At 62.2% G+C, this 22,822-nt stretch carries 18 protein-coding genes; 15 read left to right on the top strand and 3 right to left on the bottom strand.

Annotation, left to right across the window (positions count from 1 at the left end):
• The first annotated feature begins 59 nt into the window (after positions 1–59).
• Positions 60–773 carry a hypothetical protein gene (locus EGN72_RS15335; protein ID WP_127049096.1) on the top strand — a complete coding sequence of 238 codons (714 nt, stop codon included), beginning with the start codon at positions 60–62 and terminating at the stop codon, positions 771–773.
• Between the two features lie 78 nt (positions 774–851).
• Positions 852–2,153 carry a surface lipoprotein assembly modifier gene (locus tag EGN72_RS15330; protein WP_127049094.1) on the top strand — a complete coding sequence of 434 codons (1,302 nt, stop codon included), beginning with the start codon at positions 852–854 and terminating at the stop codon, positions 2,151–2,153.
• A gap of 17 nt (positions 2,154–2,170) precedes the next feature.
• Here EGN72_RS15330 and edd read toward each other — a convergent pair whose 3' ends face one another.
• Positions 2,171–3,973, bottom strand: coding sequence for a phosphogluconate dehydratase (gene edd / locus EGN72_RS15325; protein ID WP_127049092.1), 1,803 nt, complete (start codon positions 3,971–3,973; stop codon positions 2,171–2,173).
• 327 nt (positions 3,974–4,300) lie between these two features.
• On the opposite strand from edd, the gene EGN72_RS15320 reads away from it, so the two are divergent.
• From EGN72_RS15320 to EGN72_RS15290, 7 genes are all read left to right on the top strand, one after another.
• Complete coding sequence (locus EGN72_RS15320; protein ID WP_127049090.1) at positions 4,301–4,996, top strand: DUF6778 family protein; 696 nt, start codon at positions 4,301–4,303, stop codon at positions 4,994–4,996.
• A gap of 60 nt (positions 4,997–5,056) precedes the next feature.
• Positions 5,057–6,304: an RSP_2647 family RNA methyltransferase gene (locus EGN72_RS15315; protein ID WP_127049088.1), complete on the top strand. Its 1,248-nt coding sequence runs from the start codon at positions 5,057–5,059 to the stop codon at positions 6,302–6,304.
• Positions 6,305–6,307: 3 nt separating this feature from the next.
• The gene (locus EGN72_RS15310; protein WP_127049086.1) at positions 6,308–6,856 is read left to right on the top strand and encodes an RSP_2648 family PIN domain-containing protein; all 549 of its coding nucleotides are present in this window, start codon (positions 6,308–6,310) and stop codon (positions 6,854–6,856) included.
• A gap of 169 nt (positions 6,857–7,025) precedes the next feature.
• Positions 7,026–9,605, top strand: coding sequence for a CHAT domain-containing tetratricopeptide repeat protein (locus tag EGN72_RS15305; RefSeq protein ID WP_127049084.1), 2,580 nt, complete (start codon positions 7,026–7,028; stop codon positions 9,603–9,605).
• 93 nt (positions 9,606–9,698) lie between these two features.
• Positions 9,699–10,388, top strand: coding sequence for a ribulose-phosphate 3-epimerase (gene rpe, locus EGN72_RS15300; protein WP_127049409.1), 690 nt, complete (start codon positions 9,699–9,701; stop codon positions 10,386–10,388).
• Positions 10,385–11,041 carry a phosphoglycolate phosphatase gene (gene gph / locus EGN72_RS15295; RefSeq protein WP_127049081.1) on the top strand — a complete coding sequence of 219 codons (657 nt, stop codon included), beginning with the start codon at positions 10,385–10,387 and terminating at the stop codon, positions 11,039–11,041. Before rpe ends, gph begins: the two co-directional genes overlap by 4 nt.
• Before the next feature lie 4 nt (positions 11,042–11,045).
• A complete protein-coding gene (locus tag EGN72_RS15290) occupies positions 11,046–11,840 on the top strand; it encodes a dimethylarginine dimethylaminohydrolase (RefSeq protein WP_127049079.1) in 795 nt (264 codons plus the stop codon).
• Between the two features lie 69 nt (positions 11,841–11,909).
• Here EGN72_RS15290 and EGN72_RS15285 read toward each other — a convergent pair whose 3' ends face one another.
• Entirely contained in the window at positions 11,910–12,344 is a 435-nt protein-coding gene (locus EGN72_RS15285) for a hypothetical protein (protein ID WP_127049077.1), read from the bottom strand.
• 76 nt (positions 12,345–12,420) lie between these two features.
• On the opposite strand from EGN72_RS15285, the gene EGN72_RS15280 reads away from it, so the two are divergent.
• A complete protein-coding gene (locus tag EGN72_RS15280; protein WP_127049074.1) occupies positions 12,421–13,422 on the top strand; it encodes a hypothetical protein in 1,002 nt (333 codons plus the stop codon).
• Positions 13,423–13,539: 117 nt separating this feature from the next.
• Positions 13,540–15,948: an FAD-dependent oxidoreductase gene (locus tag EGN72_RS15275; RefSeq protein WP_127049072.1), complete on the top strand. Its 2,409-nt coding sequence runs from the start codon at positions 13,540–13,542 to the stop codon at positions 15,946–15,948.
• 96 nt (positions 15,949–16,044) lie between these two features.
• Here the strand turns inward: EGN72_RS15275 and EGN72_RS15270 are convergent, their stop codons facing one another.
• Positions 16,045–16,938 (bottom strand): LysR substrate-binding domain-containing protein, encoded by an 894-nt coding sequence (locus tag EGN72_RS15270; protein ID WP_233587156.1) that lies wholly within the window; start codon positions 16,936–16,938, stop codon positions 16,045–16,047.
• A gap of 126 nt (positions 16,939–17,064) precedes the next feature.
• Between EGN72_RS15270 and EGN72_RS15265 the strand changes: the two genes are divergently transcribed.
• From EGN72_RS15265 to phnY, 4 genes are all read left to right on the top strand, one after another.
• Positions 17,065–18,729: a Na/Pi cotransporter family protein gene (locus tag EGN72_RS15265; protein ID WP_127049070.1), complete on the top strand. Its 1,665-nt coding sequence runs from the start codon at positions 17,065–17,067 to the stop codon at positions 18,727–18,729.
• Between the two features lie 125 nt (positions 18,730–18,854).
• On the top strand, positions 18,855–20,078 hold the full coding sequence (locus EGN72_RS15260; RefSeq protein ID WP_199743758.1) for a 2-aminoethylphosphonate--pyruvate transaminase: 1,224 nt from the start codon (positions 18,855–18,857) through the stop codon (positions 20,076–20,078).
• A 21-nt stretch (positions 20,079–20,099) separates the two neighbouring features.
• Positions 20,100–21,344 (top strand): phosphonoacetate hydrolase, encoded by a 1,245-nt coding sequence (gene phnA, locus EGN72_RS15255; RefSeq protein WP_127049068.1) that lies wholly within the window; start codon positions 20,100–20,102, stop codon positions 21,342–21,344.
• A gap of 13 nt (positions 21,345–21,357) precedes the next feature.
• Positions 21,358–22,809, top strand: coding sequence for a phosphonoacetaldehyde dehydrogenase (gene phnY, locus EGN72_RS15250; RefSeq protein ID WP_127049066.1), 1,452 nt, complete (start codon positions 21,358–21,360; stop codon positions 22,807–22,809).
• Positions 22,810–22,822 lie beyond the last annotated feature (13 nt).

Below are 22,822 nucleotides of genomic sequence, written 5' to 3'. Positions count from 1 at the left end.
CGCGGCCCTGCCATGGTTGGGCGGCGCGGTTTTTTGACCGAAAATTGAAAGGAAAAAGGATGACTTACACAAGACTGGCGCGCGGCGCGGTGGCCGTTGCAGCGGTGCTGTCGCTCTCGGCCTGTTTGGGCAGCGGGGGCGGCGGCGGTGCTGGCGCAGGGGCTGGCGCAGGCGCGGGTGGTGGCACCGCCAATTTCGCAGCAGCCCTGAGCGAGGTGCAGGGGCGTATTCCCACCAGTGACATGCCAACCTCTGGCTCGGCCACCTATGCCGGGCAGGCGCAGGTTGATCTGCGCAAATCCGATGGCAGTATGCCGGGCAAGCTGACGGGCGATCTGAAGCTTGAGGTTGCCTTCAAGCCTGCCAATTCCGACCCGGACACTTTCGCCGATAACGTCACCGGCACCGCCGGAAATTTCGTGCTGGATAAAGACGGCACCGATGTCGCCATTCCGGGCACGCTGACCGCAGGGATTGGCAGTCTGACGGCGGTTGCCACCAGCACCGAGCAAACGCTGACCGGTATTCCCGTGGTGGGGTCCGTGACCACACGCACGGGCGCGATGAGCGTTTACTACGGCGGAGAGCTGGACATGACAGAGGCAGGCGGCAGCGCCAATTCCGATGTTCTGCTGAGCACGGGCGGCAGCTTTGTCGGCGCGGGTGGCACAGGTGTTCACGGGGCGGCCAGCTTGCTGACCCATGCGCCGGGCAGCCCCACCACGCCAGAGTTCACCTCGGGCGAGGGGTATTTCTGGTTGAACCGTCAGTAAGGCCACGATCACCGGACCCGGTGATCCTTGGGCAGGGGCGGCAACACGCCCCTGCCAACAGAAAAGAGGAAGAGAAAGATGGAACGCAGATCAATCAGGTCTTGGCTTTTGGCGGGCGCGGTCGTGCTGTGTGGCCTTGGCACGGGGGCTGTGCGGGCGGGCACGCTGGACGATGCCGAGGCCGCCTTGCGCGCGCAGGCCCCGCAACGGGCTGCAGCACTATTGCAAGGCTTCAGCCCCGCCACGCCGCAGGAGCGGGGCCGCATGCTATGGGCCCTTGCGGTGATCGAGATGCAGCAAGATCGCTTTGCCGCTGCCATCCCGCATCTGGAGGCGCTGGTTGTGCTTGCGCCGGATGATGCCTCGGTCCGGCTGGAGTTGGGGCGGGCCTATTTCATGACGCAGGCCGATGGGGCGGCGCGCAAACAGATAGCCGCCGCGCAGGCCGGAAACCTGTCTGCGACCGAGCGCGGCTATGCCGAGCAATTCTTGCAGCAAATGGCGGAGCGCAAAACCTCGGAAACCTATCTGAGCTTTGCGCTGATCCCTGAATCCAACGCGGTGAAGCGCACTTCGGCCGAGACGATGGATATCGGGGCTTTGACCTTCCGGCTGAACGCCAATGCGCGCAAACAGGCCGGGGTGGGGTTGCGTCTGGGGTTTGGCCATACGCTGCTGCCACGGCTGGGGAACGGGTTGCAGGGGCGGCTTGGTCTGCATTTTGACGGCAAGCTGTATCGCCAATCCGATATTTCCGAGGCGACGATCACCGCCGAAGCAGGGCTGGATAAAACCCTTTCGCCGCGTGCTGTGCTGCGGGGCGGGGTGTTGGCGCAACTGCGATTTCTGGGTGGAAGGGAATATTCGCGCGGGCTGGGGGGCTATTTGTCCTACAGCGCCTCTATCGGCACGGCAGGCCGCTTTGATGCGCGGGCCGAGGTGATGAAGCTGACCTATCCGGGCTATTCCGGTGCGGATGGGTTGCGCAGCACGCTGAGCCTTGGTTATCGCCATGCGGTTTCGCCATCCTTGGTGCTGACGGGGAATGTGGTGCTTAGCTACATGGATGCCAATCTGGCGCGGGACTCCGGGCCAAGTGGCGCGCTGACGCTGGGGCTGGAAAAGGCCTTTGATGGCGGTTTCGTGCTGGCGGGCAGCGTGACGAAAGGCTTTTTGCGGCGCGAGGCGCGGTCGGCCCTGTCAGTCAACCCGCGTCGCGATGATCTGAGCGTGATCACGCTGCGGGCCTATCACAGCCGTTTCCAGATCAAAGGCTTCGCGCCGACACTGGAGATCAGCCATGAGCGGCAGAAATCCAATATCGTGTTGAACGATTACGCCAATACGCGCGTCTCCATCGGTTTTACCAAGCGGTTCTGACGGGGGCGGGTGCCCCCCTAGACCACCCGCGCGCCTTCGGTCGAGGGGCCGACATTCCGGCGGAACACCTCGAACAGCTCGCGCCCGATGCCATGGGCATTGCCCGACAGATCGGCCTGCGCAAGCGGGCGGGTGCTCAGGTCAACGCCCACCGCCTCCAGCGTGCCGGCATTGGCATCCAGCCGCACAACATCGCCATCGACCAGCCGCGCCAGCGGTCCACCACAGGCGGCCTCGGGCGAGACATGGATCGCGGCGGGCACCTTGCCACTGGCCCCCGACATGCGGCCATCGGTGACAAGCGCCATGCGCAAGCCACGGTCCTGCAGCACGGTCAGCATCGGGGTCAGCGAGTGGAGTTCCGGCATCCCATTGGCGCGCGGGCCTTGGAAGCGCACGACGACCACAGTGTCACTGGTGAATTCATTGGCGCGGAACGCCTCTTTCACCGCCTCTTGGGTGTGGAAAATCCGCACCGGAGCCTCGATCACATGGCGTTCGGGCGCCACGGCAGAGACTTTGATGACCCCGCGCCCCAGATTGCCGGACAGTTGCTTGAGGCCCCCCACGGCGGCAAACGGGTCGGCCACCGGGCGCAGGATTTTCTCGTTCAGGCTGCTGGCGGCACCGTTTTCCCAAACCAGCGCCTCGCCTTGCAGCTTGGGTTCACGGCGATAGGCGTCCAGCCCGTCGCCGATGATGGTCTTGGTGTCCGGGTGCAATAGGCCCGCATCCAGCAATTGCCCGATCATGAAGCCAAGGCCCCCTGCGGCGTGGAAATGGTTCACATCGGCCAAACCGTTGGGGTAAACCTTGGCCATCAGCGGCACCGCATCCGAGATATCGGCGAAATCTTCCAGATCCAGCAGCACCCCTGCCGCGCGCGCCATGGCGGGCAAATGCAGCACGAGGTTGGTAGAGCCGCCGGTGGCCATCAGGCCCACCATGCCATTGACGAAGGTGCGTTCGTCCAGCACCTCACCCGCCGGGGTGAAATGGTTGCCAAGCGCTGTGATGGCGGCGGCGCGTTCCACCGCGGCCCCCGTCAGCGCATCGCGCAAACCGTTGCCGGGGTTGACGAAGCTGGAACCGGGCAGGTGCAGCCCCATGAATTCCATCAGCATCTGGTTGGTGTTGGCCGTGCCGTAAAAGGTGCATGTGCCGGGGCCGTGATAGCTGGCCATCTCGGCCGCCATCAATTCGGCGCGGCCCACCTTGCCTTGGGCAAAGGCGTTGCGCACGGCGGATTTTTCATCATTCGGCAAGCCGCTGGGCATCGGGCCTGCGGGCACAAAGACCGCCGGAATATGGCCGAAGGTCGCGGCTGCGATCACCAGACCGGGGACGATCTTGTCGCAGACGCCAAGGTAAAGCGCTGCGTCAAACACGTTATGCGACAGCGCCACCCCTGCGGCCAAAGCGATCACATCGCGGGAAAACAGGCTGAGTTCCATCCCCGGCTGGCCTTGGGTCACGCCGTCACACATCGCCGGCACGCCGCCCGCCACTTGCGCCGTGGCCCCGGCCTTGCGGGCCGCCGCCCGGATCAGATCGGGGTAGCGTTCATAGGGCTGATGCGCCGAGAGCATATCATTGTAAGCCGTCACGATACCGATATTGGGCGCGCGGTCAGCCACCAGCGCGTCCTTGTCGCTGCCCATCGCGGCATAGGCATGGGCCTGATTGCCGCAAGACAGATGCGCGCGCGCCGGGCCTTTGGCAACGGCCGCCGCCATGCGGCCCAGATAGTCGCCCCGGCTTTGGGCCGACCGTTCGCGGATACGGTCTGTCACGCGATCAATCGTGCTGTTCAGGGTCATGGCGGGCCTCGCGGTTCGTGGAAAGGGGATTTGCACCTATTGTTAGCGCTAACGAGGCCAAAAGAAAAGGCCTGCAACACGGGATTCAACGGCTATTTCGCCGCAGTTTGCAAAAACCTGCCGATGGCTGGGGCCGGGGCTGCTGGCCGCTTCAGGCCCGAAATTGTTGCAAATTGACGTAAGGGCCTGTGCCCGATTTGCCACGATTGTTTCCGAACAGGCTTCAAACGCCCAGTAATGCACGATCGTTTCCGTATTTCCGCCACATTCTGCCGACAAAGCTTAACGCAAGATTAAAGGGCACAAAACGCACCGAAAGGAAAAGCCATGAAGGCTGTTCGTATCATTCTCGCGCTTGGCTTGGCACTTGGGCTGTCGGCCTGTGGCGGCACCGATCTTGCATCGCGCAACGCGCCGCTGCACACATCCGACCTGCCGCAAGCACAGCCATCGGCGCAAAAGCGGGTGGTTTTGTCGTCGCAATATAACGTCACCGAAATCCGCATCACCGTGCCGCGCACGCTGAAAGTGTCGGAGGCGAACCTGTTTTACCCCAATGCCGATATCGTCTGGCGCGGAGAGCCCTTGGGCGACCGTCACATTCAGGTGCATTCCATCTTTACCGATGCTTTCGGCATGGGCACCGCGCAGATGAAATCGGGGCCAGAGGTGATTGTGGAAGCCGAAGTAAAGCGCTTTCACGGCGTGACCGAAAAAACCCGCTATACGGTGGGCGGTGTGTTCAACATGGAATTCGTGCTGACCGTGCGTTCGGCCAAAACCGGTGAGGTGCTGGACGGGCCGCGCTTTGTCGAGGCGAATGCCAAAGCCTCGGGCGGGAGTGCCGCGATTGAAGAAGAGCAGGCCGGCCGCACCCAGCGCGTAGTGGTGATCGAGACGCTGCGCGCCAAGATCAAACAGGAACTGTCGCAGAAATATGAGATGACGCCGATCAGCCGGAACCTCGGCCCCATCGCGCTGACTCCGGGGCGCCTGATGGAACAGGTGCCGCTGCCGCTGTAATTGCGCGGGCTGCAACAGACGGGCTTTCGCAAGCCAACGGAAACCGATATGGGGAGGGGCATGAACAGCACCTCCCCTTCGCATGACAGCGACCCCGCAAGCACCGGGCCGAATGATCGGCCCATCGTCCGTTTGAAACCGAAAGCCGAAGCGCGGGCGATCCGCCACGGCTTTCCTTGGGTTTATGCTGATGAGCTGGTGACAGACCGGCGCACGCAAAAGCTGGCCCCCGGCGCGCTGGCCGTGCTGGAAGATAGCGACCGCCGCCCGATGGGGCTGGTGACGGTCAACACCAATTCCAAGATCATCTGCCGGATGCTGGACCAGAACCCCGAGGCCGAGATTGATCAGCCTTGGCTGGAGGCGCGGCTGGCCCGTGCGCTGGCGCTGCGTGAGCGGCTGTATGACGCGCCCTTCTACCGTTTGGTGCATGCCGAAGCCGATGGTCTGCCCGGCGTGGTGATTGACCGCTTTGGCGATACGGCGGTGATCCAGCCCAACGCCGCTTGGGCCGAGGCGCATATCGCGCCGCTGGTCGCTGCCCTGATCGCGGTGACGGGTGTGACCAATGTGCTGAAAAACGCCACCGGGCGCGCCCGCAGTCTTGAGGGCCTCGGCGAAGAAACCGTGGTGATGGCGGGCGCGGTTGATGCACCCATTGCCGTGCCGATGAACGGGGCGACCTATCTGGCCGATCTGATTGGTGGGCAGAAAACCGGGCTGTTCTTTGACCAACGCCCCAACCACGCCTTTGCTGCCCGTCTGGCACGCGGCGCGCGGGTGCTGGATGTGTTTTCCCATGTCGGCGGCTTTGGGCTTGCCGCACTCGCGGGGGGGGCGGCTTCGGTGCTGGCGGTGGATGGTTCCGCCCCGGCGCTGGCGCTGGCGGAACAAGGGGCTGCGGCGTCTGGCTTTGCCGATCAGTTCACCACGCGGCAAGGCGATGCCTTTGCGGTGCTGGAGGCATTGGCCGCCGAGGGTGCGCAGTTTGATGTGATCATTTGTGACCCGCCCGCCTTTGCCCCGGCCAAACCGGCGCTGGAGGCAGGCTTGCGCGCCTATGAACGGGTGGCCCGTCTGGCCGCCCCGCTGGTGGCGCCCGGTGGCTATCTGGGGCTGTGTTCTTGTTCCCATGCCGCCGATCTGGCGTCGTTCCGCAATGCTTGCGGGCGTGGGATTGGGCGTGCCGGGCGGCGGGGGCAGCTTTTGCACACCGGTTTTGCCGGGCCGGACCATCCGATGCTGCCGCAACTGGCGGAAAGCGGCTACCTCAAGGCGCTGTTTTACCGGCTTGACGGGATGGCGTGACAGGTGAAGCTGGCGCTGGATGCCTGCGTTCTGTTTCCGACAGTGATGCGCGAGGTGCTGCTGGCCGTGGCAGGGCAGGGGCTGTTCACGCCTGTGTGGTCGGACCGTATTCTGGGCGAGTGGCAGCGCGCCGCCTCGCGCTACGGCGCCGAGGCGGAGGGCGAGGCACTGGCCGCTATTGCCCGCGCGCAAGACCTGTTTCCCAATGCGCGGGTGAAACCGCAGCCGGGGCTGGAAAACCGCCTGCACCTGCCCGATGAAAATGACATTCACGTTCTGGCCACGGCGATTGCAGGCCATGCCGATGCCATTGTCACGCTGAACGCCAAGGATTTTCCGCGCGGGCTGTTGCAAGCCGAAGGGCTGGCCCGCCGCGACCCCGATGGGCTGCTGTGGGAGCTGTGGTCGCATCACCCCGAACAGGTCGAGGCGGCGCTGGAACAGGTGCGCGCCACCGCCTCGCGCCTGTCGGGCGAGGAGAAGGCGCTGAAACCGCTTTTGAAACGCGCGAAGCTGACACGACTGGCCCGCGCCCTTGGCGCGGAACAATAGGCCCGCCGTAGGCGCAGGGCATTAGGCCCGCCGTAGGCGCAGAACATTGGGCCCGCCATAGGCACAAATCCGGGCAGAAGATGACAAATCCTGTCCTCTTTCAGAGGTTTCTTGCCCGAACTGCCTGCGCTGACTAACATCATCCCAACCCCTGCTATGGAGTGTTGTGATGCTTGCCAAAACCCTTCGATCGCTTGTCGTGATGGCCTTGCTTGGCCTGCCGCTTGGGGCCTCTGCACAAACAGACCCCTATGCCGGGATGGACCCGCAATTGGTGGCCGGTGCGCAGGCGGGCAACCCGTTTGACATGCTCAACCTCGGTCTTGCGATGGTGCTGGCCGACCGGTCCGAGGCGGTGCAACGCGATGCGCTGGAATGGTTTACCAAAGCCTATGGTTTGGCCAATGATAACCCCGATGGGCTGGATGCGCGGCTTGCAGGCTATGCCCTGCGCGAAATGGGCAATGCCGAAAAGGCGCTGTCGAATTTCCGCACGGCGCTGGGCCATTATGAGGAGGCCGAGCGCCTGTTCCGCAGTCTGCCCGCCGCCGATGAATACAACCGCATGATCGCTGTTCTGCTGGAAGATCAGGGCATCGTGCTGCAAGACCTGTCACGCTATGAGGATGCGCTGCGCCCGCTGAAAATCGCCTATGACTGGCACTTGAGCCAAGACCCGCCGCAGCGCCGCGATGCCGCCAATGTGCTGCTGAATGCAGGCACGGCGCTGGAACGGCTGAAACGCTATGACGAGGCGCTGGAGGTCTATAAGTGGAGCTTTGACATCTTTAGCGAAACCGATGGCGAAACCAGCGCTGTCGTGGGCTATCTGTCCAACAATATCGGCTGGGTCTATGTGCAGACCAAGAAATTCAGCGAGGCACGGCAATGGCTGGAAATCGCCCTGAAAATTCTGGAACCGCTGGAAGGGGCGATGTCGTATAATGTCACCATCCTGCGCATCAATATGGGCCTTGTCGCGGTGGAGGAAGGCAAGGCCGAGGAGGCCATTCGCTGGGGCCTGCTGTCCATGCCCTATATCGCGCAGAACCGGCAGCAAACGCTGGCCATTCAGCGCTGGAATTTCGAATCCCTATCGCGGGCTTTCACCATGCGCGGCGAGCCAGAGCGTGCGATCTTCTTTGGCAAGCTGGCGGTGAATGCCCAGCAAGCGATCCGCGCCAATAACAAAGGCGATACGCCCGATGACACGCAGGAATTGCAGGCCGAATGGCGCAGGCTCTATCAGTCGCTGGCCGATCTGCTGATCTCGCAGGGGCGGATATCTGAGGCGCAAGCCGTGCTGAACATGGAAAAAGAGGAGGAGGTGTATAACTTCCTCAAACGTGATGGGGCCGCGGATATCACCAAAACCCGCGCCACGCTGAACAATTCCGAGCTGAGCGAGGAGCAAAAGCTGGAAACCCTTGCCGCGCTGCCGATTGCCGCCGAAATGGAACTGCGCAACCTGACGGCCAAGCTGGATGCAGGCACCGCGACCGAGGAGGATGAGAACCAGCTTTTCCTGCTGCAAGACGCGTTGCAGCAAGCCACCGACCAGTTTGATGCCGCTGTCACCGCCTTTCTGGCGCAAACCAGCGAAACGGAAAAGGCCGCCCTGACCGATCAGTTCGACGCGACAGGCAGCTATCAGGCCGATCTGGCGAAATTGCCAAGGCGCACGGCGATCCTGCAAATCGCCACCCTGCCGGATGCGGTGCATCTGTTTTTAACCCTGCCCAACCTGACCTTCCATGAAAAGGTCGATATGCCCCGCGCCGATCTGGCGCGTTTGGTGTTTGACGGTTTGCAAGCGATCGAGTCGCTGGACCCAGAGGCCCCGGCCCGGTTGCAGGCATTGCATAAGGTGCTGTTTGCGCCGATGCAGCAAAAGCTGATCGACAGCGAGGTAGAGGTGGTGATGCTGAACCTTGACGGGTTCTTACGCTATGTGCCCTTTGCCGCGCTGCATGATGGCGACGGCTATCTGATCGAACGCTTTGCCTTTTCGCTGTATACCCCGGTGGTGAAAACCGATTTCACCACGCCTGCGCGCGAAGACGCCAAGACCGCGGGTTTTGGTGTAACGGCGGCGCATCCGGGCTTTTCGCCGCTGCCGGGCGTCAAGACCGAGTTGGACACCATCTTTGGCCCCGCGCCGGGGCAAGGTGTGCTGTCTGGCCCGACCGCGCTGGATGCCGGGTTTGACGAACGCTCATTGCGGCGCAGCTTGCTCAAACGCCCTGCCATTCTGCATATCGCCAGCCATTTCAACCTTGTGCCGGGGGCCGAGGATGACAGCTTTTTGCTGCTGGGCGACGGGGCGCATCTGCCGCTGTCGAAAATCCGCAAGACCGAGGCGCTTAGCTTCAAAGGCGTTGATTTGCTGACGCTGTCGGCCTGCCAGACCGCGCGCGGGTCCGATGGCGACGGGGCCGAGATTGACGGTTTCGGCACCACGGCGCAACTGAACGGGGCAGGGGCGGTGATGGCCTCGCTTTGGCCGGTGTCGGATGCCGCGACCCCAGTGCTGATGCGCGATTTCTATCGTGGCATCATGGTCGAAGGGCTGGACAAGGCCGAGGCGCTGCGCCGGGCGCAGCTGGTCATGTTGCATGGCGGCGAGATGGTGGCCACGGTGACAGACCGCGCCGCCGCCGCCCTTGATGCCCCCGACGCGCCGCTGAAACAGGGCACCGATCACCCTTACTTCTGGTCGGCCTTCGTGCTGATGGGCAATTGGCTGTAACTGCGCCCGCCCGCGTGCAGCCAATGCTTTACCTTGGCCGTGGTTCCGCCTTAGAAGGGGCAGGACAACAGGAGCCCCAACATGCCGATGCCCATGACATTTGACCGCAAGATCAAGATCGCCCCCTCCATCCTTTCCGCCGATTTCGCCAATTTCGGGGCCGAATGCCGCGCGATAGAGGCCGAAGGCGCGGATTGGGTGCATGTCGATGTGATGGATGGGCATTTCGTGCCGAATATCACCTTTGGCCCCGCCACCTGCGCCGCCATCCGCCCGCATATCAAAGGCGTGATGGATGTGCATCTGATGATCGCCCCGGTCGACAGCTATATCGAGGCTTTTGCCAATGCCGGGGCCGATGTCATCTCGGCACACTTGGAGGCCGGGCCGCATATTCACCGCACCCTTCAGGCCATTCGCGGGGCAGGGGCCAAGGCAGGCCTTGCCATCAACCCCGGCACAGCCGTAGAGGCGGTGGAATACCTACTCGATATGGTCGATCTGATCTGCGTGATGACGGTAAACCCCGGTTTTGGCGGGCAAAAATTTATCCACTCGCAGGTGGCAAAGGTCGCCAAACTGCGCTCCATGATCGGTGATCGCCCGGTGCATATTGAAATCGACGGCGGTGTCACCCCCGAAACAGCGCCCTTGGTGGCCGCTGCCGGGGCGGATGTGCTGGTCGCAGGCTCTGCCGTGTTCAAAGGCGGCTCGGTCAGCAACCCGGCCCCTTACGGCACCAATATCGCCGCGATCCGCGCCGCCGCCGAGGCCGCCCTTTGACCGCCGTCATCTTCGATCTGGACGGCACGCTGATTGACAGCGCGCCCGATATTGCCGCCACAGCAAACACGGTGCTGGCAGAGCTTGGCCTCGCCAGCCTGCCGCCCGAACAGATCCGCGGGTTCATCGGCAAAGGGGTTGCAAACCTGCTGCAACGGGTGCTGGAGGCGTCTGGCATGGCCGCTGATGGCCCGCTCTTCACCCCGATGATGACCCGGTTCAACCAGCTCTACGAATCCGCCTTCACCCATACGCAGATCTATCCCGGTGTGCCCCGCGCCTTGGTGCAACTGGCGGAAATGGGCTGCGCGCTGGGCATCTGCACCAATAAACCCATCGCCCCCACCCGCGCCGTGCTGCGCCACCTTGGGCTGGACCGGCATTTCACTGCCGTCTATGGCGGCGACAGCCTGCCACAGCGCAAACCCGACCCCGCGCCGCTTCTGGCCACCGCAGGCGATCTGGGCCGCGCCCGCGTGATCTATGTCGGCGATAGCGAGGTGGATGCCGAAACCGCCGCCAATGCCAAACTGCCCTTCCTGATCTATACCGAAGGCTATCGCAAAACCCCGGTGCATGATCTGCCCCATGACGCCGCCTTCAATGATTTCAAACAATTGCCGGGGCTGGTCGCCGCCCTGATGAAAGGCTGATCCGATGGATGCCTCCTACCGCTTCACCCATGCGATCACCCGCAAACCCAGCGCCAGCATCACCGCAGGCCTGCGCGCGGTCGATATCGGCACGCCAGATCTGGTGAAAATGCAGGCCCATCACGCCGATTACATCACCGCCTTGCGCAGCACCGGCGCCAAGGTGATCGAACTCGACGCGACAGAGGCCTTCCCCGACAGCGTTTTTGTCGAAGACACCGCGCTTTGCCTGCCGCAAGGCGCTGTCATCATGCGTCCCGGCGCGCCCAGCCGCTTGGGCGAAGCCGCCGAAATGGCCCCGCATCTGCGCGCGCTTTACAGCGATGTCCGCCAGATCACCGGGGCCGAAAGCTTCATCGAAGGCGGCGATATCCTGACCACGGAAACCGAAATCCTCGTCGGCCGCTCCGCCCGCACCAATGCCGCAGGGATCATAGAACTCACCGCCTTGGTCAGCGATTGGGGCCATAAGCTGCGCGAGGTTTTCACCCCACCCGGCGTGCTGCATTTCAAAACCGATTGCTCGCTCTTGGACGCGGAAACCATCCTTTCCACCGACCGCCTCGCCGCTTCCGGCTGCTTTGCAGGCTACCGCGTCCTGCACACAGCACCGGGCGAAGAAGCCTGCGCCAATACCATCCGCTTCAATGATCTGGTGATCATGCCCGCAGGCTTCCCCAAAACCCGCGACCTGCTCGATCACGCGGGCTATAAGGTGCAAGAAATCGGCAATAGCGAATGTGCCAAACTTGATGGCGGCATGTCCTGCCTCAGCCTGCGCTTCAGCCCCGGCGGCTGATCCTGCTTTCTTTTCGGCCCAAATATCCCGGGGGGTGCGGGGGGCTGGCCCCCCGCCGCTTTCCGCCCCTCAATACACCAGATTTTTATCGCGTTCCGATTCAAACGTGACGCTGCTGCCATCTTCATAGATGATCCGCAACGTCACCTTCTGCGCCGTGCCTTTCGGCACCGTGATAAAGAACGGATAGGTCAGATCGCGGTCTTTGGATGTATTGGGCTGGCGCAGCTCGCGGTGGCAGGGCTCCATCGGCAGGCGCGTCACGGGCAATTCATCATTCAATCCGTAATAAATCTCCTGCACGCCGCAGCGCCATCCAAGGATCGCGGTGAAATAGATGTAATCAATCTCGCCATCCTCCTTGAAAGACAAGATCTGATCCTTGATCGACTGATGGATGAAGGCAGCCCCTTCGGGCGTGGTGAAATCAGTTGGCGGGGCGGTCTGGGCCATGGCGGGGCCGGTCAGGGCCAGAAACGCAACGGCCAAAGCGGATTTATGCATCTTCACTGTCCTTCTGTTTTCAAATGACTTCTGCGCCCTTATACTGTTCTCAAAATAAGAACGGGCAGGGGTAAGTATGGCGCAAGACCAAGGGCAAAATCAACGATTCAACATTGTGGCCGTTGGGCAGGCCGGGCGGCTGTCCTATGAGGCGGTGCTGCTGGCGGCCAGTTTGCGCGCCTCCAACCCTGATTTTGCGGGCCGTTTGTTCATCGCCATGCCCCAGAACGGCCCGCGCTGGAACACGGACCCGGAAATCCATGACACCGCAATTCTTGGCCTTCTGGCGGATTTCGGCGCCGAAATCCTGCCCTTCCCCTCCAAGCTGTTCGGCTCTGCCTATCCCTACGGCAACAAGATCGAATGTCTTGCCGCCCTGCCGGATGAGCCGTTTTTGTTCGTCGATACCGATACTGTTTTCACCGGCCCGCTGGCCTCGGTCGGCTTTGAATTCACGCGCCCTTCCGCCTCGATGAAGCGCGAAGGCACCTGGCCCGTGCTGGAACTTTACGGCCCCGGCTATACCGAAATCTGGAAATCGCTTTACGACCGTTTCGGGCTGGATTTTGCCAGCAGCCTTGATACCAGCCAACCCGATGAATATTGGCAGCGCTATCTTTACTTCAACGCCGGTTGGTTTTTCCACCAAAGCCCCAAGGCTTTTGGCGCGCGCTTTGCCGAATATGCGCAGGTGATCCGCGATGATGCGCCCCGCGCCTTGGTGTGTCAGCCATTGAACCCTTGGCTGGATCAGGTGGCGCTGCCCTTGGTCATCCACAGCTTTGGCGGCGCGCGCCCGGGGCCCGCGCTTGCGGGGCTTGACGGTGATGTCACCTGCCATTGGCGCACGATGCCGCTGTTTTACGCCCGCGAAAGCGATCTGGCCGTCGATCTGGTCGAACAGGTGATGGCACCGAACCCGATCAAGAAGGTGATGAAGGAATATCTGCCTTTCAAAAAGATGATCTATCAGGGCAAGGGCCGCGAGGTGCGCGCCATGTTTGACCGCGCAGATCTGCCCCGGCGCGAACAGATGATCCGCAACCAGATCAAACGCGCGGGGCTGTGGGTGCGCTAAGACGCGCGGCCATGGCTTATAGCATCATCTGAAAAAGCGATACTTGGGTCGCATTTATCATCTTTGCCGATGCACTGGCCTGCCCTAGCCTTTGGAAAAAGCCAAAGGGGGTGGCAGATGCCCGGAACAGACCTGCCCGCACGGGCGCGCGTGGTGATTGTGGGCGGCGGTGTCATTGGCACCTCTACCGCCTATCACCTGACCAAGCTGGGTATCCGCGACGTGGTGTTGCTGGAACAGGCGCAACTGTCCTCGGGCACCACATGGCACGCGGCGGGGCTGGTCGGGCAGTTGCGCGGCCATTCGGTGATGACCAAGCTGATCCAGTATTCCACCAAGCTTTATGCGGGGCTGCATGCCGAAACAGGGTTGCAGACCGGGTGGAAGAATTGCGGATCGCTGTCCGTGGCGCGCAGCGATGACCGCATGGCCTTGCTGCGCCGCACCATCGCCTCTGCCCGCGCCCAAGGCGTAGAGGTAGAGGCGCTGACCCCGAAAGAGGCGCAGGCGAAATGGCCACCGATGCAGGTGGACGACCTGAAAGGCGCGATCTGGTTGCCCGGCGACGGCAAGGCCAACCCGACCGACCTGACCCAAAGCCTTGCCAAAGGCGCACGCATGGGCGGCGCGCAGATTTTCGAAGCGGTGCGGGTGACGGGCATCACCCAAGCCGCGGGCCGGGTGACGGGGGTTGTCACCGCGCAGGGCGTGATGGAGGCCGAAATCGTGGTGAATTGCGCCGGCCAATGGGCGCGCAAGCTGGGGCTTATGTGCGGCGTCTCGGTGCCGATGCATTCGGCCGAGCATATGTATATCGTCACCGGCCCGCTGCCCGGCGTGCACCCCGATCTGCCCGTGATGCGCGATCCCGACGGCTATATCTATTTCAAGGAAGAGGTCGGCGGTCTGTGCATGGGCGGGTTTGAGCCAGAGGCAAAGCCTTGGGGCATGGCGGGCATCCCCGATGATTTCGCCTTTCAACTGCTGGAGGATGATTGGGATCAATTCGAAATTCTGATGGAAAACGCGCTGATCCGGGTGCCGGGGTTGCAAGATGCGCAGGTCAAGACATTCTATAACGGCCCCGAAAGCTTTACCCCCGACAATAACTTCCTGCTGGGCGAGGCGCCGGAGTTGCGCGGCTTTTTCGTCGGCGCAGGGTTCAATTCCATGGGCATCGCCTCGGCCGGTGGGGCGGGGATGGCGCTGGCGGAATGGATCGCCCAAGGCGCCCCCACGATGGACCTGTGGCCCGTCGATATCCGCCGCTTTGCCGGGTTTCAGAACAACCCCAGCTTTCTGCATGACCGGGTGAAGGAAACTTTGGGTATGCATTACAGCATGCCTTGGCCGAATTTTGAACAGGCCTCGGCCCGCCCGCTGCGCCGCACCGCGCTTTATGACCGGCTGTCGGGGCAAGGCGCGGTTTGGGGCAGCAAGATGGGTTGGGAACGCCCGCTTTATTTCGCGCGGGCCAAGGCCGAGGCGCAGATCGCTTACAGCTTTGATCGGCAGAACTGGCATGACACGGTGCTGGCCGAACAGCGCGCCACGCGGATGGGGGCAAGCCTGTTTGACCTGTCCTCCTTTGCCAAGCTGATGGTGGAAGGGCCGGATGCGCTGGCCGTGCTGAACCGGATTTGCGCCGCCAATATCGACCAACCGGTTGGCCGCTCCATCTATACCGGGATGCTGAATCTGCGCGGCGGCTATGAAAGCGACCTGACGGTGATGCGGCTGGGCGCGGCGCGTTTTCTGCTGGTCACAGGTTCGGCCCAAGCGGTGCATGATGCCGACTGGATCGCCAAGAACACGCCCGAGGGCGCGCGGGTCTGGGTGTCGGATGTGACCAACGCGTGGTCGGTGCTGGCAGTGATGGGGCCGCAAGCGCCCGCATTGCTGCAACGCCTCAGCCAGTCCGATCTGTCAGATGCGGCCTTCCCCTTTGCCAGCCATCGCGCGATTGATCTGGGCTATGCCACCGTCATTGCCAACCGGCTGAGCTATGCCGGAACGCCGGGGTTTGAACTGTTCGTGCCGGTGGAATTCACGCTTGGGGTTTATGAGGATATTCAGCGGCTTGGCATCACCAATGCCGGTTATTACGCGTTGGAGGCGTTGCGGATTGAAAAAGCCTTTCGCGCCTGGGGGCGAGAGTTGACGCCCGATATCACACCGCTGGAGGCGGGGCTTGGCTTTGCTGTCGATTTTGACAAGGCCGGCGGGTTTGTCGGGCAGGCGGCCTTGCTGGCGCAGCGCGGCCAAGCCTTGCGCCAACGTATCGTGCAGATCAGCTTGGCAGCGCCAGAGGCAACCTTGTGGGGCGGGGAATTGCTGCTGCGCGACGGGGAGCCTGTGGGCAAGGTGATGTCGGCGGCCTTTGGCGCGACCCTTGGGCGGCCAGTGGCATTGTGCCGGATGGAGGGCGGGGCGCTTGACGGGGCTGCGCTGTGCGCCGCGCGGTTTGAGGTGGATGTGGCAGGGCTGCGGCTGCCGGCGCTTTGGCACGCCAAGCCGCCGCTGTGACGTAGGGCGCAACGGCAGGCGTAGGGTGGGTGCAACCCACCGCCCCTTTGCCGACCACCGCCCCTTTGCCGACACGGGCGGTGGGTTACACCCACTCTACGGCACAGGGGCCGCCGCCAATTTTTGCGCGATTTCCAGAAAGGCGCTGACCAGTTTGCCGCCGCGCCGTTCCCGCAAGCAGATCAGGTTTTCTTCCATCACCATCTGCGCCTCTGCCTCCAGTGGCACGCGGATCAGGCGCGGGTCTTCGCCAAATTCCGCTACCGACACAACGCCGACACCCGCGCCCGAGGCGACAATCTCGCGCACGGCCTCACGCCCTTCGGCGGTAATGGCGGGGGTGAAGCTAAAGCCATTGGCCGCTGCGGCCTCTTCAAACTTCTTGCGGGTTTTGGACCCGTGTTCGCGCATGACCAAGGGCAGGCCCATAAGATCCTGAAACGTCAGCGCAGCACGTCCCGCCACCGGATGCCCCTTGGCCACAAAAGCGGTGATCGGCGTTGCGTTCAGCGCCAGCGTTTCAAACTCGCGGCCGGGGGGCAGATCCCCCAAGACACCCAGATCCGCCTCATAGCTGAACAGGCTCTCGATCACGGTTTCGGTGTTGCCACCGCTGATGACAACCGCGACACCGGGGTATTTTTCGCGAAACAGCGCAAGGATTTTCAGCACATGCTGCGCGCTATCGGCCACGATGCGCAAGGTGCCCGCCCGGGTGGCCCGGCTTTCGGACAAAAGCTCGCGCGCCTGATCCTCATTGTCAAACAGCCTGCGGGTGATGTCCAGCAAACGCGCACCTGCCGGGGTCAGCGTGACCTGCTTTTTATGGCGGTTGAACAAGAGGATATCATATTCCTCTTCCAATTTGCGGACCTGATCGGAAATTGCGGGCTGGGTCAGGAAAAGTTCTTCCGCTGCGCGCGAAAAGCCGCCACAAATAGCAACATAGTGAAAGGCGCGAAGCTGGACATAGCGCATCTGGGCCGTCATCCTATCGCTTGGGGTAATGCTTGCATCGAAACTAACGATTTGCCTTATGTGTTGCAAGCGCGCTTGATACGGCGCTTGAAACCGGGTCGCCCGATGCTGTTAAAGTGATGGAAAAAGGACCACTCTATGCTTCCTGTTGCCTTTCTGATCCATCTTGCCGGGGCGGTGATGTTGCTGCTTTGGGCGGTGCGGATGGTGCGCACGGGGGTGGAACGCGCGCATGGCACGCGGCTGAAGGCGGCTTTGCGCGGGGCCAAGGGGCGCACGGCGCAGATGGCATTGGTGGGTATGGTGCTGGCGGTGGTGCTGCAAAGCTCCACGGCGGTGGGTATTCTGGCGGCGGGCTTTGTGACCAGCGGGATACTGACCGTGGGCACCGGCATCGCGGCATTGCTGGGGGCCGACCTTGGCTCGGCGCTTGTGGTCAAGATATTGTCGTTCGATCTGTCGGGGTTGATCCCGTTGTTGCTGCTGGTCGGCGCCACGATGTTTCTGAAGTTTGAGGCCCGCACCGTGCGCCAGACCGGGCGGATTGTGCTGGGCATCGCCTTTATCCTGCTGTCCTTGCAAATGGTGGGGCAGGCAACGGAACCCCTGCGCGACAGCACCTTGCTGCCCGGCCTGATCGGCTATTTGCGCGGCGATCCGTTGACGGCCTTTCTGGTCGCGGCGGGGATTGCCTGGGTGGTGCATTCCTCGGTTGCGACGGTGCTGTTGTTTGTCACCTTTGCCAGTGGGGGCATGTTGCCGCTGGAGGTGGCCTTGCCGATGGTGCTGGGCGCGAACCTTGGTGGCGGCATCATCGCGGTCTGGCTGACCCGCGGGATGGAGCTGGAGGCCCGGCGCATCCCCATCGGCAACCTGATCTTTCGCGGCACGGCGGCGCTGGCGGTGCTGACGCTGTTGCAGGTGGTGGACCTGCCAATCAGCTATCTGGGCGCGACAGAACCTGTGCAACTGGTGAATTTTCACCTTGCTTTCAACCTTGTGCTGGTGCTGCTGTCCTTACCCTTCGTTGGCCCGATGGAGCGGCTGGCCGAGAAAATCCTGCCCAATCCGGTGGCCGAGGCCGACCCGGCGGCGCTGGATACCCCTGTCAGCATGTTGGACCGCGCATCGGTTGGCAACCCGACCGTGGCGCTGGCCAGTGCCAAGCGCGAATTGCTGCGCATGGGCGAAACGGTGGCGGCGATGTATCATCCGGTGATGGAACTGATGGATGGCGGCAGCCCGGAAAAGATTGCCCGCATCCGCGCGCTGGATGAAACCGTCAACCGCAAGCATACCGATATCAAGCTGTTCATCGCCGAGGTGAACCGAGGCACCCTGACCGACCGCGAGCGGCGGCAGGGCACCCATCTGACCGATTTTTCCATCAATCTGGAGCATATCGGCGATATCATCGTCAAAAGCCTGCTGAGCCTTGCCGAAACCCGCGCCCGCAAGAACCTGCGCTTTTCGCCCGAAGGCTGGAAGGAAATGTGCAATCTGCACAATCGGGTAGAGGCGAATATGCAGCTTGCGCTGAATGTTCTGGTTTCGGGTGATGTGGAAAGCGCGCGGCAACTGGTCAAGGAAAAAGAGGCCATGCGCAAGCTGGAACGTGAAAGCCATGACAGCCATCTGGAACGCTTGCGCAACGGCCATGCCGTCAGCATCGACACTTCCGATATCCACCTTGAAACCGTGCGCGCCTTGAAAGAGATCAACTCGCTGCTGGTCACGGTGGCCTATCCGATCCTGACGGAAAGCGGGCATCTGCTGGAAAGCCGTCTGGCGCAGCCCAGCTAAGGCGGCTGGCAGTAAAAACGATAGGTCGATACGAAATAACGATTTTACATATGCCAATCCGCATGGAAAAAACGCCCTAAGTCTTCACGCTGCCCAAGTCTTCATGCTGATGGAAGGGACACCCGATGTCGCACGCGCCCGCCGCCAAAACTGCGGCCACAACTGCCGCCACACCCAACAGTTTTCCCGACCCCGCGATGGGAGAGCCGTTTCTGCTGACCCCCGGCCCTTTGACCACGGCGCTTTCGGTGAAAGAGGCGATGCTGCGCGACTGGGGGTCTTGGGACGGGGATTTCCGAGCGATGACGAAATCGCTGTGCGATCAACTGGTTGCCTTGGCGGGGGATACGCAGGGCGACTATGTCTGCGTGCCGATGCAGGGCTCTGGCAGCTATTGCGTAGAGGCGATGCTGGGCACCTTTGTGCCGCGCGATGGCAAGGTGCTGGTGCTGGCCAATGGTGCCTATGGGCTGCGGGCGGCGGAAACCATGCGCTATCTGGGCCGCGCCTATACGCTGATCGACAAGGGCGATTACATGCCGCCGCGCGGGCCGGAGGTGGACGCCGCGCTGGACGCAGACCCCGCGATCACCCATGTGATCCTGTGCCATTGCGAAACCTCCTCGGGTATCCTGAACCCGGTGGCCGAGATTGCCGAGGCTGTGGCCGCCAAGGGCCGCAAGCTGTTGATCGACAGCATGTCTGCCTTTGGCGCGATTGATCTGGATGTGACCAAGCTGCGCTATGAGGCGATGGTATCATCGGCCAATAAATGTATCGAAGGGGTGCCGGGTTTCGGCTTTGTCATCGCGCGCAAATCGGAACTGGAGGGGTGCCGCGGCAATGCCCATTCGCTCAGCCTCGATGTCTATGCGCAATGGGCGAATATGGTGAAATCGGGCCAGTGGCGCTATACTCCGCCGACCCATGTGGTCGCGGCCTTCCTTGAGGCGCTGCGCCTGCATGCCGAAGAAGGCGGCGTGGCCGCACGCGGCGCGCGCTATGCCCATAACCGCGATGTGATGGTGGCGGGGATGCGGGCGCTTGGCTTTGAAACCCTGCTGAAGGATCGCTGGCTGTCGCCGATCATCGTCACCTTCTTTTGCCCCGCCGACCCGAGATTCGTGTTTGCGCAGTTTTATGAGCGGATGAAGGCCAAGGGCTTCATCATCTATCCCGGCAAGCTGACGGTGGTGGAAAGTTTCCGCATCGGTTGCATTGGCCGCATGGATGCCGCCATCATGGAACGTGTGGTCAAAGCCGCCGCCGAAAGCCTGACCGAGATGGGCGTCACCTCGGCCGCCCCTCCTGCCGCTGCCCTTGAAGAACGCGCCAAACTGGCCGCCTGAAATTTTGCTGAAAGGTCTACCATGCCCCATCCCGCCTCTGTCACCGCGAATGATCGCAGCTATCCTTGGCCGAAGGTTTGCGCGATTGCGATTTGCCTTGATGGCTGCGAGCCGGAATACCTGACGCAGGCAATTGCCAAGGGCCTGATGCCAACCCTGAAACGCATGCGCGAAACCGGGACGGACCGGTTGGCCCATTCGGTGATCCCGTCTTTCACCAACCCCAACAACCTGTCCATCGCCACGGGGCGCCCCCCTTCGGTGCATGGCATTTGCGGCAACTACCTCTATGAGCCGGAAACCGGGCAAGAGGTGATGATGAATGACGTGCGTTTCCTGCGCGCGCCCACCGTGTTCTCGCGGTTTTATGAGGCGGGCGCGCGGGTGGCGATTGTGACGGCCAAGGACAAGCTGCGCGCTTTGCTGGGCGCGGGGCTGCGCTTTGACGAAGACCGCGCGAAATGCTTTTCCGCCGAGCGTTCGGCCACATCGACCCAAGCCGAACATGGCCAGGACAAGGCCGCCGAATGGTTGGGCTTTGGTCAGCCGGATGTCTATTCGGCGGAACTGTCGGAATTTGTCTTTGCCGCAGGCGTCAAGCTGCTGGCCGAATGGAAACCGGATGTGATGTATCTGACCACGACCGATTATGTGCAGCATAAATACGCCCCGAACCAGCCGCAGGCGCAGGCGTTCTATGCAATGTTTGACAAATACCTCGCGCAATTGGATGCGATGGGGGCGGCGATTGTGGTGACGGCAGATCATGGCATGAAGCCCAAACATGATGCGCATGGCGACCCGCAGGTGATCTATGTGCAGGATTTGCTGGATGATTGGCTGGGGAAAGCGGCGGCGCGGGTGATCTTGCCGATCACCGACCCTTATGTCGTGCATCACGGCGCGCTGGGCGGCTTTGGCACGGCCTATCTGCCCAAGGGGGCAGACCACGCCGATATCATCGCACGTCTGGCCGCGCGCCCCGAAATACTGGAGGTGATGGACCGCGCCGAGGCGGTGGCGCGCTTTGATCTGCCTGCTGACCGGATCGGCGATATCGTCATGATCAGCACGGAAAACATGACCATCGGCACGTCGGAACACCGCCACGACCTTGCCGCGCTGAACGAACCCCTGCGCAGCCATGGCGGGCTGACGGAACAAGAGGTGCCCTTTATCGTCAACCGGGTGATGGACCTGCCGGCGCAACCGGTTCTGCGCAATTTCGATGCGTTTTTCTACGCCACCACCGCAGCCGCGCTTTAAAAGGGGATGTGCCATGACCGATGCTTTTGAACCCCGCCACGAAGGGATGCGCATCGGCGGAGAGATTGTCTTTGCCGATGATGTGATCGAGGTGCGCTATCCCTATACCGAGGAGGTGGTGGGCACCGTTCCCGCAGGCCGCGCCGAACATGCGCGCCGCGCCTTTGCGATTGCGGCGGCCTATAAACCTAAGCTCAGCCGCTATGAACGCAGCCAGATCCTGCAACGCGCGGGCCAGTTGATCGGCGCGCGGCGCGACTATCTGGCGAAATGGCTGGTGCTGGAACTGGGCATCTGCCACCAACACGCGATCTACGAGACAAAGCGCGCGCAGGATGTGTTCCAATTCGCCGCGCAACAGGCGCTGATGGATGACGGAGAGATTTTTTCCTGCGATCTGACCCATAACGGCAAGGCGCGCAAAATCTTTACCAAGCGCGAACCGGTGCGCGCGATTTCCGCGATAACCCCGTTCAACCACCCGCTGAACATGGTGGCGCATAAAATCGCGCCCTCTATCGCCACCAATAACTGTATGGTCTGCAAACCGACGGAGTTGACGCCGCTGACCGCGATTGCGCTGGCCGATATTCTGTATGAGGCGGGGCTGCCGCCCGAAATGTTCCAGATCGTGACGGGTTGGCCGAAAGATATCGGCGAAGAGATGATGGTAAACCCGGATATCGACATAATCACCTTTACCGGCGGGGTGCCGGTGGGCAAGCTTATCGCCGCCAAGGCCGGGTATAAGCGGCAGGCGCTGGAATTGGGGGGCAATGACCCGCTGATCATCTGCAATGATCTGTCGGATGCTGATCTGGACAAGGCGGCGGTGATTGCGGTGGCGGGGGCCACGGGCAATTCCGGCCAGCGCTGCACCGCGATCAAGCGGATTCTGGTGCAGGAAAGCGTGGCGGATCGCTTTGTGCCGCTGGTGCTGGCCAAGGCGAAGGCAATCAGGTTTGGCGACCCGCAAGACCCGGCCACGGAACTGGGCTGTGTGATCCATGCCCAAGCGGCGGAGCTGTTTGAACGCCGGGTGTTGATGGCCGAGGCGGCAGGGGCGAAGATCCTTTACCATCCCGGTCGCCGTGGCGCGCTGCTGCCGCCCATCGTGGTGGACCATGTGCCGCATGACAGCGAATTGGTGATGGAGGAAACCTTTGGCCCCATCATTCCGATCGTGCGGGTGCCCGATGACGATGCGGCGGTGATGCGGATTTCCAACGCGACGCCCTTCGGGCTGTCCTCAGGCGTTTGCACCAATGATCTGCACCGCGCGATTGCCTATATAAACGGGCTGGATGTAGGCACCTGCAACATCTGGGAGCAACCCGGCTATCGCATTGAAATGTCGCCCTTTGGCGGTATCAAGGACAGTGGCAATGCGGTGAAGGAAGGCGTGATCGAGGCGATGAAGTTCTTTACCAATGTCAAAACCTATTCCTTGCCCTGGCCGGAATAGCGCCGCCCCGCGC

It is taken from the genome of Pseudorhodobacter sp. E13, assembly GCF_003991405.1.
Classification (GTDB): domain Bacteria; phylum Pseudomonadota; class Alphaproteobacteria; order Rhodobacterales; family Rhodobacteraceae; genus Pseudorhodobacter.
This window is presented reverse-complemented; position numbering and strand designations above follow the sequence as displayed.

What these genes read in the sequence shown, in the direction of transcription:
- EGN72_RS15335 (WP_127049096.1), top strand. Translation starts at nt 60, where the DNA reads ATGACTTACACAAGACTGGCGCGCGGCGCGGTGGCCGTTGCAGCGGTG.
- EGN72_RS15330 (WP_127049094.1), top strand. Translation starts at nt 852, where the DNA reads ATGGAACGCAGATCAATCAGGTCTTGGCTTTTGGCGGGCGCGGTCGTG.
- edd (WP_127049092.1), bottom strand. Translation starts at nt 3,973, where the DNA reads ATGACCCTGAACAGCACGATTGATCGCGTGACAGACCGTATCCGCGAA.
- EGN72_RS15320 (WP_127049090.1), top strand. Translation starts at nt 4,301, where the DNA reads ATGAAGGCTGTTCGTATCATTCTCGCGCTTGGCTTGGCACTTGGGCTG.
- EGN72_RS15315 (WP_127049088.1), top strand. Translation starts at nt 5,057, where the DNA reads ATGAACAGCACCTCCCCTTCGCATGACAGCGACCCCGCAAGCACCGGG.
- EGN72_RS15305 (WP_127049084.1), top strand. Translation starts at nt 7,026, where the DNA reads ATGCTTGCCAAAACCCTTCGATCGCTTGTCGTGATGGCCTTGCTTGGC.
- rpe (WP_127049409.1), top strand. Translation starts at nt 9,699, where the DNA reads ATGACATTTGACCGCAAGATCAAGATCGCCCCCTCCATCCTTTCCGCC.
- EGN72_RS15290 (WP_127049079.1), top strand. Translation starts at nt 11,046, where the DNA reads ATGGATGCCTCCTACCGCTTCACCCATGCGATCACCCGCAAACCCAGC.
- EGN72_RS15285 (WP_127049077.1), bottom strand. Translation starts at nt 12,344, where the DNA reads ATGCATAAATCCGCTTTGGCCGTTGCGTTTCTGGCCCTGACCGGCCCC.
- EGN72_RS15280 (WP_127049074.1), top strand. Translation starts at nt 12,421, where the DNA reads ATGGCGCAAGACCAAGGGCAAAATCAACGATTCAACATTGTGGCCGTT.
- EGN72_RS15275 (WP_127049072.1), top strand. Translation starts at nt 13,540, where the DNA reads ATGCCCGGAACAGACCTGCCCGCACGGGCGCGCGTGGTGATTGTGGGC.
- EGN72_RS15270 (WP_233587156.1), bottom strand. Translation starts at nt 16,938, where the DNA reads ATGACGGCCCAGATGCGCTATGTCCAGCTTCGCGCCTTTCACTATGTT.
- EGN72_RS15265 (WP_127049070.1), top strand. Translation starts at nt 17,065, where the DNA reads ATGCTTCCTGTTGCCTTTCTGATCCATCTTGCCGGGGCGGTGATGTTG.
- EGN72_RS15260 (WP_199743758.1), top strand. Translation starts at nt 18,855, where the DNA reads ATGTCGCACGCGCCCGCCGCCAAAACTGCGGCCACAACTGCCGCCACA.
- phnA (WP_127049068.1), top strand. Translation starts at nt 20,100, where the DNA reads ATGCCCCATCCCGCCTCTGTCACCGCGAATGATCGCAGCTATCCTTGG.
- phnY (WP_127049066.1), top strand. Translation starts at nt 21,358, where the DNA reads ATGACCGATGCTTTTGAACCCCGCCACGAAGGGATGCGCATCGGCGGA.